General features: G+C 59.8%; 7 protein-coding genes and 3 pseudogenes. 4 read left to right on the top strand and 6 right to left on the bottom strand.

The window, feature by feature from the left end; genetic code table 11:
• Window positions 1-154: 154 nt before the first annotated feature.
• Both QCL51_RS10615 and QCL51_RS10610 read right to left on the bottom strand, forming a co-directional pair.
• Window positions 155-1,007, bottom strand: a pseudogene (locus QCL51_RS10615) (IS5 family transposase).
• Between the two features lie 708 nt (window positions 1,008-1,715).
• Window positions 1,716-1,949 (bottom strand): annotated as a pseudogene (locus tag QCL51_RS10610) (RHS repeat-associated core domain-containing protein); the annotation flags it as partial.
• A gap of 943 nt (window positions 1,950-2,892) precedes the next feature.
• Here QCL51_RS10610 and QCL51_RS10605 point away from each other — a divergent pair.
• The 4 genes and pseudogenes from QCL51_RS10605 to QCL51_RS10590 form a co-directional block, all read left to right on the top strand.
• Window positions 2,893-3,150: pseudogene (locus tag QCL51_RS10605) on the top strand (IS630 family transposase); the annotation flags it as partial.
• Between the two features lie 89 nt (window positions 3,151-3,239).
• Window positions 3,240-4,058 (top strand): helix-turn-helix domain-containing protein, encoded by an 819-nt coding sequence (locus tag QCL51_RS10600; RefSeq protein WP_021784950.1) that lies wholly within the window; start codon window positions 3,240-3,242, stop codon window positions 4,056-4,058.
• 206 nt (window positions 4,059-4,264) lie between these two features.
• Entirely contained in the window at window positions 4,265-5,140 is an 876-nt protein-coding gene (locus tag QCL51_RS10595) for a universal stress protein (RefSeq protein WP_021784951.1), read from the top strand.
• 292 nt (window positions 5,141-5,432) lie between these two features.
• A complete protein-coding gene (locus QCL51_RS10590) occupies window positions 5,433-6,659 on the top strand; it encodes an MFS transporter (RefSeq protein WP_021784952.1) in 1,227 nt (408 codons plus the stop codon).
• Between the two features lie 105 nt (window positions 6,660-6,764).
• Here QCL51_RS10590 and QCL51_RS10585 read toward each other — a convergent pair whose 3' ends face one another.
• The 4 genes from QCL51_RS10585 to QCL51_RS10570 form a co-directional block, all read right to left on the bottom strand.
• A complete protein-coding gene (locus QCL51_RS10585) occupies window positions 6,765-7,142 on the bottom strand; it encodes a DUF2493 domain-containing protein (RefSeq protein WP_003254146.1) in 378 nt (125 codons plus the stop codon).
• A 21-nt stretch (window positions 7,143-7,163) separates the two neighbouring features.
• Window positions 7,164-9,878: a magnesium-translocating P-type ATPase gene (gene mgtA, locus QCL51_RS10580; RefSeq protein WP_338444826.1), complete on the bottom strand. Its 2,715-nt coding sequence runs from the start codon at window positions 9,876-9,878 to the stop codon at window positions 7,164-7,166.
• A gap of 740 nt (window positions 9,879-10,618) precedes the next feature.
• On the bottom strand, window positions 10,619-12,244 hold the full coding sequence (locus QCL51_RS10575; protein ID WP_021784954.1) for a methyl-accepting chemotaxis protein: 1,626 nt from the start codon (window positions 12,242-12,244) through the stop codon (window positions 10,619-10,621).
• A 248-nt stretch (window positions 12,245-12,492) separates the two neighbouring features.
• Window positions 12,493-13,983, bottom strand: a complete 1,491-nt coding sequence (locus QCL51_RS10570; RefSeq protein WP_021784955.1) for a PLP-dependent aminotransferase family protein — start codon at window positions 13,981-13,983, stop codon at window positions 12,493-12,495.
• Window positions 13,984-14,061 lie beyond the last annotated feature (78 nt).

Genomic DNA, 14,061 nt, shown 5'->3' with positions numbered 1-14,061 from the left:
GCCGGCACAGTAGTGATAGGGTTGCTTGCACTCAATGACCCGTGAGGTCATGGACATTGCACTCAAGGACGATCAGGGCAACGTATGATCATCGCCCACTGCCTTTGCTCAATCCAGAAGGCTGCCCAAATTACCGGGCTACTTGAAACCTTCCCTAGGCACTGTATGAAAAGTAATGTCGTAGACACCGCCGCCAGCAAGCCAGCGAGACCATCGCAGCGAAGCTTTCCGCCAGCTTGCAATAGCGTGTACCCAGACGGCGGTGCTCCTTCAATCAACCCAATAGACGTTCGATAGAATTGCGTTGCCGATACTTGGGCCTGTCAAACAGCCGCGGCAAACCCGGCTTCGGCATACGTTTCATGTCACGTAGCGGAATCACCGGTTGCATCCGATAGCGGTCGCAGCATTGCCGCAAGGATTCTGCGTCATACCCTTTGTCGGCCAAGAGCAAACGGCAACGATTGTGTGGCCGGCCTCGACTCGAAGGGATGTGGACACCGTCCAGCAGTCGTTGAGCATGGGAGATGTCGCTGGCGTTTCCGCCTGAGAGCGTGAAGTGGAGTGGGATGCCACGAGCGTCACTGACCATGTGAATTTTCGTCGCCAACCCGCCCCGGCTTCGTCCAAGTGCGTGGTCCGTTGGTTCTTCGCCCCCCTTTTTTGCCTGCGCCTGAAGAGGCACGGGTGGCTCTCACGGCGGTTGAGTCGATGCACCAAGTGTTCAAGTCAATCAGGCCCTGCGCATTGAGCTTGAGGTGTAACCGCGTGAGCATCTTGTTGAAAATTCCTTGATTTCGCCAGTCTCGAAATCGTTGATAGACCGTCGACCAAGGCCCGAATCGTTCTGGCATGTCCCGCCAGGTTGCACCGGAGCACAGCACCCATAAAACGCCGTTGAGCATCAAGCGATCATCGACTCTTGGGCGTCCTGTACGTCGATGTGCGGTGAAGAGGTCCGCGACTATTTCCCATTCTGCATCGGAAAGTTCGTATCGCTTGGACATGGCAGAATCCTTCGCCTAAAAAGCGAGAAATCTACGGAAAATCGGCTTCCAGAGACTCCAGTGAGGTTTCAAAGGTCTTCATACAGAACCTAAGCTTACACAAGGTTCCACTGCCCCTCAAAATGGCGCCTCGTTAGGCCTAAGAAGCACTACAGAATCTCTTATACCTGACCGGACTGCAATTAAATGATATGCAGGCTCCCTGATGACAATTTCTAAATTTCTACGCATCTCTGCGACGCCCTCACGCACTCTAATCGAATAGTCTCGCCCTAATTTGAGGCGACTGGCGTATTTGATATAAACTCCGTATAACTCTGGTGTTTTCCCGCGCATCCAAAGACTTCGAGCGTACATAAAAGGGTGGTACGGATCAGGAGCAAGATAGAATCCCTTTCCAAACAGTTGAGCATGGCTGGAACCTTGAAACGCTGGATCAAGCCCTGACATCAAGCTGGGGCCATGCTCCTTCGAACTTCCGTGAGCTCCAAGATAATCCCAGTCACTGATGTCCTCCACACCAGGCGCACTAGAAGCAAGCGACGGTGCGGAGGCAGACCTCGCTCTCGTTTCTCGGGTATATATTTTGGTCTGGCTTGTAGTAACCGCGTTGAATAACCGACCCGCCCCTTTCGCTTCCTTAATGAAGCCAGCTTTTAGGCCAGCCCACCTGAAGAATCGAGATAAAAATGTTGGCACTGGAAAACGCCCGCTCGGGTCTCGTAAATTTATTGGATCCCCAAGGCAACAACAATAAGAATTAGTCCCACCCCGCCCGAACGGACTCATACTGTCTGGGGAGTTGAAACGCATTAAGACAGGATTGAGCCCTCGATGGCCATTACCCAACAGATAGTGCCCAGTTACTGGATCTTCTCGCTCGCCATTAAATGCAATTAACTGTGAACATCCCGAGCAGTATCCATAAGGTGTATAGCTGAGAGCCCGCCACAACTGGCATTGACTTTCATCCATGCTATTTTTAATTTTTCGTGCCATCAGCGTGCACCTCAAAGCTGCCTTTAGCACGACTGTCTCATAACAAGCCTGAAACCACTACTGGCATAAATACCAGTTTTCATGCTGACAAACTCCTGCTATGCGTGTAACGCTTATATAGCCAACGGAGGAAGAAGAGGACAGGATCAGGAGCACCAAGCACCATGATCTATTCGGTGGACCGTTATCTGGTAGAAATCCGAGCCCCATTGAAATCTACCCATTAAATCCAGCATCATTTCAGAAGTCCCCTAGTAGCAGATCTATCAGTTTCTCCTGAGCGACACCCAGGTGGAGATCAACAAACATTATTTGAAAAATTGTGCTTATTCGTTGAACAAGACGGGGGTCCGTCGGAAATTCATACCTGCAATGATAGCGCTGAAGATAAGTATTCCGATCGCGGAAAACATGACCCAGCGAACAACCTGCTTCCAATCGCCAGACCTCCAACAAAGAGGCGTTGGCGCCCCACCCTGTCACCGAGGATGCCCGCACCCAATAGCAAGCCAGCGACGATCGATGGATACATGTTGACGATCAAAAACTTGTCGGTAGTGGATGTATCGAGATGCATGGGTGAGGGTCAGAAGCGCGATCTAGAGAACGGCCATACCGATCGCGACCAACAGCAGCGCAAAAGACAGCACGAATAGTACTAGCCAGCGCCGAGGGTTGTTAGCCAGGAAGTTCTCCTTGCCACCAACACCCGACATCCATGTCGTCATTTCCTCAAGCACATCCAAGGCTAGCTGAGTAGTATCCCATTGCAAAAAACAACGAGACAATCTGTTAATTCATGTTGCACAGCATCAGGAAATCCCGCAGAAGGCGAGTTTGATCGAAAAAACAGCTGAGGGAAACGCCTCTCTTCAAACAGTTATTCAAGCGACATCAACGTATTTCATATACACTCACTCCGACCTTCAACTCCTGGATTAACTTAGTTGAGCGCATTTTTCGGGATATCACTGTTTACCCACGCGACGGCAGCCTCAGTTCGACATGCGAATTGGCCGGTTCCATTAATACATTTTTAGCGCTGCACAACGCTCAGCCCTACCGGTATGTATGGCGCGCAAAAGGCGAAACATCTTGCGCAAGATCCAGAAAGGGGACTGACGAGCCTTCCGATCACGCCTAGGCAGCACTCGCGGCGGCCTGACAACCACCAACACAAACGCCGCGCAAATTGATAGGGTTGCTTGTACTCAAGGACGATCAGGGCAACGCATGAATCATCATCTGTTCCATCGCAGCACCCCTGCCCCACACATCTCAGCGGGCCAGCATCTTCGCGAACTGCGCCGTCAGGCCAAACTCAGCCAGCTGGAACTGGCGCTGCTGACGGGACTGTCGCAGCGTCATCTGAGCTGTGTGGAAACAGGACGCGCCAAAGCCAGCCCAGGCACCTTGCATGCCCTCCTGTCGGCCCTGGATGCACCGCTGGAGCGGTGCAACGAAGTGTTCGTTGCTGCAGGATACGCGCCCCGCTACGCCGCCACACCACTCGATGCGCCTGAACTGGCCTTGGTGAATACTGCCATCGAGCATATTCTGCAGGTGAACAACCCCGCTCCGGCGATCGTCATCGACAGCAACTGGGACGTCATCGCCGCCAATGCCAGTACCGGCCTGCTGCTGGCGATGGCCGGTGTCAGCGCACAGCCGGCGACCGGCCTCAACCTGCTGCAGACACTGCTGTGCCCCGGTGGTCTGGGTGATCATATGGCCAACGCGCCGGAAATCCGCGCTGCTGCCTGGCACCGCGCATCCAGGGAGGCCGCAGGCAATCCGGCACTGGCAGCGCGCTTGCGCGACTTGCCGCCCCCGGCAAGCCCGTGCCAGATGGCAACAGCCACCCCTTTGCTGCTGACCCGCGTGAACACCCCGTATGGCGAGCTGAGGTTCCTGTCCACGTTCACCACCTTCGGCATGCCGCTGGATGTCACCGTGCAGTCACTGCGCATCGAACACCTGATCCCCGCCGACGCACAGACCCGGCAAAGCATGCAGGCAGCGTTCGAGCAGTGGTCGGCCGTTACTGCCTGAACGTCAGGGTCTGGCTGCGCCCGGTTGCGTGCTGTTGCCGGCATGATCCGCCGCCGCACCTACACGTCATTGACCCAAATCAAGCCCTCGCGCCGAGTTCGCGCGACGATGGCTGCACGCAAGGAATGACTCAAGCACCGCCAGGCGCACAGTGCTCAAGGTTTACCGCTTGATCGCTGTGCGCGGCCTTGGCCAAGGAGCCCCACATGAACCCGCTGAAACACATACTGGTTGCCACCGACCTTTCCCCACATGCCCGCAACGCCGCTGAGCGCGCTGCCTACCTGAGCGATGCGCAACAGGCCTCGCTGGACCTGCTCTACGTTGCCAACCCGGCACCCTTCGAGCGCCTCAAACAGTTGGTGACGCCTGATGACGATCTGTTGAAACGCGTACTGGATTGCGCAGGCGAGAAAACCCACGCACTGGCAGCACTGCTGTTCCAGCGTTACGGTATCTCCGCTGGCGTGCAGGTCGCCGGCGGCTCGGTGATCACGGAGATCAACCGGGTGGTGCAGGACAAGCACAGCGACCTGCTGGTGTGTGGGGCCAGGGGCCAGAGCGTGGCGCGGCGCCTGCTGCTGGGTTCAACCGTGCAGAAAATGCTCAACCACATGCCCTGCCCTTTGCTCGTGGTCAAGCCGGCCCCTCGTGATGCCTACCGCACTGTGCTGGTGCCAGTCGATTTTTCGCCCGTTTCACTGCGCACCCTCAAACTGGCCAAGGCCATTGCCCCGCAAGCGGAGATCATTCTGCTGCATGTGTACGAAGCCCCGTTTGAAGCCAGCGTGCGCTTCGCCCATATCGACCACGGCACCCTCACCCACTACCGCAATGTCATTCGCAAGGATGCAGAAGCACAACTCGCGGCGTTGAGTGAGGCTGCCGGCATGGCCGATGCGCGGCAGGTCCTGGTGCACGGTAACCCGGGCTGGTGCATTGTCGAGCAGGAGCAGGAGCTGGAGTGCGACCTGATTGTGGTCGGCAAGCAGGGAGCAAGCGCGCTGGAGGAGCTGCTGGTCGGCAGCGTCACCAAGCATGTGCTGAACGAATCACTGTGTGATGTGCTGGTGGCACCATAGGCGGCATAAGCACGCTGCACTGCCGCCTGTTGCACCTGTCCGGGTCAAGCACAAGCGCCCTTGGCTAGCCTGACGGCGAACGGGTTAGGGAATAAAGCCCCCGCCCATAGCATTCGCAAGCGGGACGCCATTGCTCAGAGCAGCCGCTCTACGCAAGACGTTTCATCGATTGCGCTGATGATTACTATCGAGCGGCCTGCCTGTCGGCCAGGCAAGGCCGTCTCTACAATCGCCTGCAAATCCCCCCGCTCTTGCGCCTGCTACAGGCGAGATCCCTCATGGAACCTAACCCATGCCAAGCAACAGCCAGGCCCCTCGCGGCCTTCCCGAACACAATCAACAGAGTGTCACCCAGCAATGGCTGGCAATCCTCTCGGTAGCCGTGGGTGCGTTCGCCCTGGTCACCAGTGAGTTCCTCCCGGTGGGGGTGCTAAACGATGTGGCCAGCGACCTTGGCATCAGTGCAGGCCTTGCCGGCCTGATGGTGACCTTGCCCGGCATCATGGCTGCATTGGCCGCCCCATTGATTTCCGTAGGCGTGGGCGCGCTGGACCGGCGCTACCTGCTGATCGGCCTGACGCTGATCATGATCATTGCCAACGCCATCGTGGCCTACGCCGGCGACTTCAGCCTGCTGTTGGCCGGCCGTGTGCTACTGGGTATCAGTATTGGCGGCTTCTGGGCCACAGCCATCGCCCTCAGCGGCCGCCTGGCACCTGAAGGGATGGGCGTAGCCAAAGCCAACTCCATCATCATGGCGGGCGTAACCCTGGCGACGGTAGTGGGCGTGCCTGTGGGCACCTGGCTGAGTGGCCTGATGGGCTGGCGCATGACGTTCCTGGTCACTGCACTGGTAGGCGTACCGGTGCTGCTGGCACAGGTATTCCTGCTGCCGCGGCTGATGCCGGAAAAGGCCATCCGCATTCGCGACCTGCCGGCGTTGTTCATCAACCCGCAAGCACGGGTCGGCTTGATCGCCGTATTGCTGATCGGCCTGGCACACTTTGCTGCGTACACCTATGTCGCACCGTTTTTCAAACAGAATGCCGGCTTTGACGGGCCTACGATCGGTTCATTATTGCTGTTGTATGGCGTGGCCGGCTTCATGGGTAACATCTTCGCCGGCTTTGCTGCCAACCGCAGCGTGCGGCATACGCTGATGCTGGTCGCGCTCATGATCGCAGTCAGCACCGCCCTGTTCCCGCACTTCGCCACCGGCATGACGGGTGCCGCGATGCTGATCGCACTGTGGGGCTTTGCCTTCGGTGCGTTCCCGGCTTGCGCCAATATCTGGATGTTTGTCGTGGCGCCCAAGGACGTCGAGCGTGGCATGCCACTGTTCGTGGCCATGTTCCAGGTAATCATTGCCGTGGGCTCGTTCTTCGGCGGGCAAGTCGTAGACCATATGGGCACTGCGGTACTGCTGAGCCTGGCCACGGCGCTGGTGGGCTGTGGCTTTGTCACCGTGCTGGTGCTGGGGCGCAACGTCAGCAACGATCTGGCGACGCAGCCAGGCTGAGCAGCCGCCCAGGGCGGCTGCGCAATGCTTGAGGCCGTGAAACCGAGGCGCCTGCTTCGCGGGCAAGCCCGCTCCCACAGGTACCGCACGGCCCCAGGCGCTGCATTAGCTGCAATCGCCCCGCTCAGGCTGACGTGGTTGCCTGGCGCACATCACCTGAACCTCGGCGCCACGGGCCCTGGCCAGCAGCTCCTCGGTGTCATCCCCGCCGGGCAAGGCAAGCAACAAGTCAGGGCGGCTGTCATTGAGCATGAACAGATTGCGCAAGCGTTCGGCCTGCTTGCCGTGCAGCTGCCAGTTTGGTGGGTAACGCACCAGATCGGCGCCATGCTCGCGTGCCCAGCTTTCAATTTCCCCGCCAAGAAACTGGCTGCCACCGTGGATCAACACCCGGATCGGCCGCTGGCGCTGGACGTCGTCCAAGGCCTGCCGGCAGCGCCGGGTGTCTGCGTAATTGCGTCCTGCACAGATCAGTACTCGCATGGTCGGCTCTCCTTGAATGACTCAGAACCACTGGCCGAAACGGCGGATGTAGAGGGTCTTCATGGCCTGGGCGACCACGCAGTAGCCCAGCAGGGTAGCGACCAGCCAAGGGAAGTACTCCCACGGCAGCGGCACCAGGCCAACCATCGCGCCCACAGGAGAGAACGGGATATAGATACCCAATACCATGACCAGCCCTGTTGCCAATACCACCGGCAATGCAGCGGTGCTCTGGAAGAACGGCACCTTGCGAGTGCGCAGCATGTGCACTACCAGCGTCTGGGACAGCAACCCCTCGATGAACCAGCCGGACTGGAACAGCGCCTGCATTTCGACGCTGTTGGCGGCGAACACGTACCACATCAGGGCGAACGTGGTGATGTCGAAGATCGACGACGTAGGACCTATCCACAACATGAATCGGCCGATGTTGCGGGCATCCCATTTGCGTGGCTTGCTGACGAACTCCTTGTCCATGCGGTCCCAGGGCAACGACAGCTGGGAAAAGTCGTACATCAGATTCTGTAGCAACAAGTGAATCGCCAGCATCGGCAGGAACGGAATGAACGCACTGGCCACCAGGACCGAGAACACGTTGCCGAAGTTGGAGCTGGCAGTCATGCACAGGTACTTCATGATGTTGCCGAAGGTTTCGCGGCCTTTGAGCACGCCCTCCTCGAGCACCATCAGGCTCTTTTCCAGCAAAATGATGTCGGCTGATTCCTTGGCGATGTCGGTGCCGCTGTCCACCGAGATACCGACGTCAGCGTCGCGCAGGGCGGCGGCGTCGTTGATGCCGTCGCCAAGGAAGCCCACGGTGTGACCATTGGCCTGCAGGGCCTTGAGCACCCGTGATTTCTGCAGCGGGGTGAGCTTGGCGAAGACGGTGCGCTCCTCCACCTGAAGCTTCAGGGTGGTGTCGTCCATGCCCTCGATGTCCTGGCCGAGCAAGGGCTGGCCTGGCGCCAGGCCCACTTCACGGCAGACCTTGGACGTGACCACCGGGTTGTCGCCGGTCAGTACCTTTACCTGCACGCCCATGTCGCGCAAGGCGGCGATGGCCGGGCCGGCAGTTTCCTTGGGGGGGTCGAGGAAGGTCAGCAAGCCCTGGATGACCAGATCGCGCTCATCTTCGGTGTGATACTGCGCCTTGCCTTCGGCCGCCGGGATCTCCCGGGTGGCAACCACCAGCACGCGGAAGCCGTCCTGGTTGAAGGCATCGACCCTGGCCATCAGCTGCTGGCGACGGCACGGATCAAGGGCAACGACCTTGTCGCCTTTCTGCACATGGGTGGCGATGGCGAGCATCTCCTCGACCGCCCCTTTGCTTACCAGCAGGTGATCGCCCAAGGCATTCTTCACCACCACTGACAGGCGGCGGCGGATGAAGTCGAACGGCAGTTCGTCGACCTTTGCGTAGGCGTAAGGCGCCTGGAACTGGTGGTCCTGGCGGGCGAAATGCAGCACGGCCTGGTCCATCAGGTTGCGGATGCCGCTTTGGTGATGGCTGTTGAGCCAGGCCAGTTCGAGGATGTGCTTGTCGGTTTGGCCGTCGAAGCGCACATGGTGCTCGAGGATGATCCGATCCTGGGTGAGCGTACCGGTCTTGTCGGTGCACAGCACATCCATGGAGCCGAGGTTCTGGATGGCGTTCAGGCGTTTGACCACCACCTTGCGCCGGGCCATGGCCACGGCGCCCTTGGCCAGGTTGGCGCTGACGATCATCGGCAGCATTTCCGGGGTCAGGCCCACTGCCACGGCAAGCGCGAAGAGGAAGGCATCACCCCAGTCGCCTTTCACCACTCCGTTGATCATGAATACCACTGGCACCATCACCAGCATGAAGCGGATCAACAGGCTGCTGACGCTGTTCACGCCGCGGTCAAAAGCGGTCTGGCTGCGCGAATCGGCAATGGCCTTGGCCAGCGAGCCAAAATAGGTGCGTCGGCCGGTGGCGACCACCACGGCGCGGGCGCGGCCACTGACCACATTGGTACCCATGAAGCAGATGTTCGGCAACTCGAGCAGGTTGTCCTGGCGGGCGCCATGCTCGGCGGCGGACTTCTGCGCGACATTGCCCAAGGTGTCGTACTTTTCGACCGGCAACGCTTCGCCAGTGAGCACGGCCTGGCTGATAAACAGGTCACGCGCTTCGAGCAGGCGGATATCGGCGGGAATCATGTCACCTGCAGAAAGCTGCACGATGTCGCCAGCCACCAGTTCGTCCATGGGCACTTCGCGCAGGCGCGGGGCTTGGCCGACCTGCTCGCGACGCAACACAGTGGCAGTAGTGCGCACCATTGCCTTGAGCGCATCGGCAGCCTTGTTCGAGCGGTACTCCTGCCAGAAGCGCAGCAGGCTGCTGAGGCTGACCATGGTCATGATGATGATGACCTTGGTCAGGTCGGCGTCGTCTGCTTCGCCTGCGCTGACCGGCAGCCAGTAGTCGGTGACGAAGCTGATACCGGCCAGGGTCAGCAGTACATAGATGAACGGGGTGTTCAGGGCCTTGAGCAGCTGCACCAGGGCGTGGGGTTGCGGGTCGTGGGCAACCTGGTTGGCCCCATCGCGCGCCAGGCGCTTGGCGGCTTCGTGCTCGGTCAGGCCCTGTTCGCTGGCATCGAGGTTGGCGAGGGTGACCGCCAGGCCATTGCGCGCTTCACGGGCGGCGCGGGTGGACAGGCGGGTTTCGCGTTCGGCCTTGGCCGATGAGGTGTTACGGTGTTTGACAGTCATGTTGCTGTGCTCCTGCCGCTGCGGCGGCACGACACACAGACGTTTCACTCAGGCGGTGAACGAAGGCATGTCGGGTCGCTGAATAATGCTGGTTCTTTCCGACAGTTGTCTGTCCGCTGCCGAGAGTCGGAAGTTGTTTCGGCAGCGAACTTTCTACTCGCACAATCCATGGCTTGATTCCTTTTCATAAACACAGGGCAATAGTTATCCCGCGAACTTTTAACGTAAAAAGTTCGAGCACAAAGATACCGTTCAATATCTTTTATTCAGTGAGAAGTGCGGGGGCTCAAGCGTGCATGAAGACGCGCCAGCACCCCGTAACTACTTGGGGGGTGCTGGTGGTGGTCAAGGTAGCCGTGCAGACGCCGCGGCCAGGCGCGGGCCTGCCGCGGTGCAAGGCACGCAGGCTGGCGATGTGAAACGAATGAAGTGAGGTTCATGAGCTTGCCTCCAACCGGCCAACACCGGCGGCGGCAAGTCACGGGGAGCATCAGGCTCTGGCGCGGCTTGCCCGACCGGGGTGTCGGGACCGGTGTTCCGGTTCAAGTGCCTGACCGGGCCATACGGCAGGGGTCAGGCAGCGACTAGATACTGTGTCCATTGAATTCTTCAGTGAAGGGAAAAAAGGCCCCGCGCTCGGGGCGGTCGAACTTTATTCAAGCGTAGTATCGAAGTCAACCCGCAAAGGGAACTTTGAATAAGTTTAACCTTATCTTAATGTTCCACGCAGGCGCAGCGCCTCAAACCTTGAACCGCCCCACCAACGCCGTCATCTCCCCCACCAGCCCCGACAACGCCTTGCTCGCCTCGCTGGTCTGCTGCGCACCTGCCGCGGAATGGTTCGACAGTTCGCGGATGTTCAGCAAGTTGCGGTCTACTTCCCGCGCCACCTGAGCCTGCTCTTCGGCCGCACTGGCAATGACCAGATTGCGCTCGTTGATTTCGCCGATCGCACTGTAGATGCCCTCCAGCACTTGCCCCGAGGCCAGAGTCACGTCCAGTGTCGACTGGGCGCGGTTGGTGCTGGCCTGCATGGAAGCCACCGCAGCTTCGGTCCCCGCCTGTACGCTGCCGATCATCTGCTCGATTTCCTGGGTCGATTGTTGCGTGCGGTAGGCCAGTGTGCGCACCTCATCCGCCACCACCGCAAAGCCGCGCCCGGCCTCACCGGCACGGGCCGCCTCGATGGCAGCGTTGAGCGCCAGCAGGTTGGTTTGCTCGGACACCGAGCGGATCACTTCCAGCACCTTGCCGATGTCCCGCACCTGCCCCACCAACTGCTGCAGGTGCGCACTGCTGGTCTGGATCTCGCGGGTCATGGCTTCGGTGCCGTCGATGTTTTCGCTGACTTGCCGGCGGCTTTGCGCGGCCAGCTGGTTGGATTCACTGGTGGTTTGCGAGGTGGTGATCGCGTTGCGCGCCACCTCCTCCACTGCCGTGGTCATTTCGGTCACGGCAGTCGCGGCCTGCTCCAGCTCCTGCCCCTGCTGACGCAGGTTGTTGGCGCTTTCCTCGGTGACCGCGTTCAACGCCGTGGCAGCGGCGTCCAGCTGCCGGGCACAGTTGTTGATCTGCCCAAGGGTGTCGCGCTGGCTCTGCTGCATGCGCTGCAGCTCATGGAACAGTTGGCCGATCTCGTTGTTACCCTGCCCTTGCACCGGCACGCTCAGGTCGCCACTGGCAATGCGCCGGAAATGCCCACCGGCTTCACGCAGGGGGTGCAACACACGCTGGGCAATGAACGCCCAGCACAGCACCGCCAGCACCACGGTCATGCCCAGCAGGCACACGCTCAGCAATTGTGCCCGGGCCAGACGCCGGTCGGACTCGAGCATGATTTGCTGGCCACGTTCGCTCAGTGTGGTCACCAGCTGCTGGCGCAGGGTTTGCAACCGCCCCATGGCATTACCGGCATCGCTGTTGACCTTGAAATACTGCTCCAGCGAACGCTGGCGGGTCGCTTCACGCTGCCCCGCCACCGCCTTGGCGTATTCGGCAAAGGTAGCCTGCAGCTCGGTTGCCAACCCGCGAAGGGCGGGTTCGCGGGCGTTTTCGACAAATTCGTCGACCAGCACCTGGCTCTTGTTGTTCAGCTCCACCGACAGCGCCATGCGCTTGCCTGCACTCTCGTCATGGCCACCCAACTGCTCGATAAAGCCCGAAGACACATTGGCACTGGAGCGAATCGCCATCAGCAACGCATTGTTCAACCGGTCCGACTGGTGCGCAGTCTGGTCCAGTTCAGTGATCTGCTGGTCGCTACCCACGGCAGCCCACCAGGCACTGGCAGTCGAAAACAGCAGGGTCAGGCTGAACAGCGACAACACCCAGAACATTCCGGTGCGAATTTTCAGGTTTGCAAGCATGCGGGCAGTACTCCTTGTTGGCACCACTTCTGATCGATGATTCGAGGGTGGGTGTGCTGCTATCGGAGGTACTGGCGCAGGCTTGAGACGCCGTGATGCGGTTATGTGCGGTAACCGAACGGAATGCGTTGAGACCCAGAGGCCTCGAAACCCTTGATGGCTTAACCCTTTTGCATAAATCCTGAGGCCAGCGCGATCACTGTGGGAGCGGGCTTGCCCGCGAACACGGGCGAAGCCCGTGCCATCCGCTACCGCGCCTTGCCAATCGCTTTCGCTGCGTCTGCCAGGCGTTGGGTCGCCTGCCGGATCTCATCCGCATCCAGCGAAGCAAACCCCAGGCGCAAGGCATTCTCGGCATGGCCAAACGGTGAAAACTGCCGCCCGCTGCGCACCACCAGGTCCAGTTCCAACGCTTTGTCGACCAACTGATCCACGTTGATCCCATCGGCAAACCTCACCCACAGCGCCAGACCACCTTCTGCCGCCTGTACGCTGATCTGCTCACCGAACGCATCGCGCAAACACCCCAACAAGGTCTCACGCCGGCGCCGGTACTCGCGGTTGACCCGGCGCAAGTGCTTCTTCAGTTCGCCATCATTGATCAGGTCCGCCAACATCTGCTGCATGACTGCATCGCCCTGCCCCAGGGTCAACATCGCCCTGCGTTCCAGCACGGTTGTCACTTCCACCGGTGCCACGATATAGCTGCAACGGAACGTGCTGCCCAAAGGCTTGGACAGTGAGCCGATGTAAATCACGTGCCGTTGCTGGCGGTCGCTGGCCAACGGCAGATAAGGCCGCCCGGCAAAGTGGTATTCGTAGTCGTAATCTTCTTCGACCACGCAAAAGGCATGCTGGCGCGCCAGCTCCAGCAGCTGTTGCCTGCGCCCGGCTGGCAGGCTGACCGTGGTCGGGAACTGGTGATGGGGTGTTATGTACATCATCCGCACCTTGTGCTGCCGGCACAGGGCATCTAGCTGATCGACCCGGCACCCCTCATGGTCCAGCTCCACAGTCACCAGGCGGGCACCCAGCTGACGGAAGATCTCCCAGGCGGGGGGGTAACTCAGGCGCTCGACCAGCACAACGTCACCCGGCTTGAGCAACACACTGGCCACCAGGGACAGCGACATCTGCACCCCCTGGGTCAGGCAGATATGCTCGGCGCCAACGTTCAGGCTGCGATTGTGCCGCAGCATATCGGCCAGGGCGCTGCGCAGATTGCGGCTGCTGCACTCGCTGCCATGGCGCACGCTGTTGCTGGTGAAGCTGCTGCGCAAGGCATTGCGGTAATAACGGTGCAGTACAGCCTGTGGCAGCAGGCGGTGGTCACAGGCGCCGTTGTCGAAGAACAAGGCCCCTGGCCGCCCTTGCTGCGCTACAGCCTGTTCGTTCGCCTTGAAGTAGGCAACGGCAGGCTCCTCTGGCAGCGCCAGAGCAAAAGGCCGCACGGCACTGGGCACGGCCGCGGTGCCTGGCGCCAGTTGCTGGCTGACGAAGGTGCCCCGGCGTTGCACGCTTTGCAGCCAACCCTTGGTTTCGGCTTCCTCATAAGCAAGGATCACGGTCTTGCGATTGACGTTCAGCAGTTGCGCCATCTCCCGCGTGCCCGGCAACGGCGTGCCAGGGCGTAGGCGACCCTCGCTGATTGCGGCCACCAGCCCTTCGACGATCTGCCGGTACGAAGCTTGCGCCCCATCGAGCTTGAGCAGTGGCTGCCATTTACGAAGCTGGACCATACGAAATATCCAAAACTGGAGGTTCTGCTGGTCCTGGACTATAGCAACAATCGAAACCTCCATTTGCCCCGAGGTGTT

Origin of the sequence: Pseudomonas sp. LTR0 (genome assembly GCF_036630035.1) — a bacterium.
Taxonomy (GTDB): Bacteria; Pseudomonadota; Gammaproteobacteria; order Pseudomonadales; family Pseudomonadaceae; genus Aquipseudomonas; species Aquipseudomonas putida_Y.
This window is presented reverse-complemented; position numbering and strand designations above follow the sequence as displayed.

Bases quoted from the DNA above. Each gene is read 5' to 3' on its own strand.
- QCL51_RS10600 (WP_021784950.1), top strand. From the start codon at position 3,240: ATGAATCATCATCTGTTCCATCGCAGCACCCCTGCCCCACACATCTCA.
- QCL51_RS10575 (WP_021784954.1), bottom strand. From the start codon at position 12,244: ATGCTTGCAAACCTGAAAATTCGCACCGGAATGTTCTGGGTGTTGTCG.
- QCL51_RS10570 (WP_021784955.1), bottom strand. From the start codon at position 13,983: ATGGTCCAGCTTCGTAAATGGCAGCCACTGCTCAAGCTCGATGGGGCG.
- QCL51_RS10595 (WP_021784951.1), top strand. From the start codon at position 4,265: ATGAACCCGCTGAAACACATACTGGTTGCCACCGACCTTTCCCCACAT.
- mgtA (WP_338444826.1), bottom strand. From the start codon at position 9,878: ATGACTGTCAAACACCGTAACACCTCATCGGCCAAGGCCGAACGCGAA.
- QCL51_RS10585 (WP_003254146.1), bottom strand. From the start codon at position 7,142: ATGCGAGTACTGATCTGTGCAGGACGCAATTACGCAGACACCCGGCGC.
- QCL51_RS10590 (WP_021784952.1), top strand. From the start codon at position 5,433: ATGCCAAGCAACAGCCAGGCCCCTCGCGGCCTTCCCGAACACAATCAA.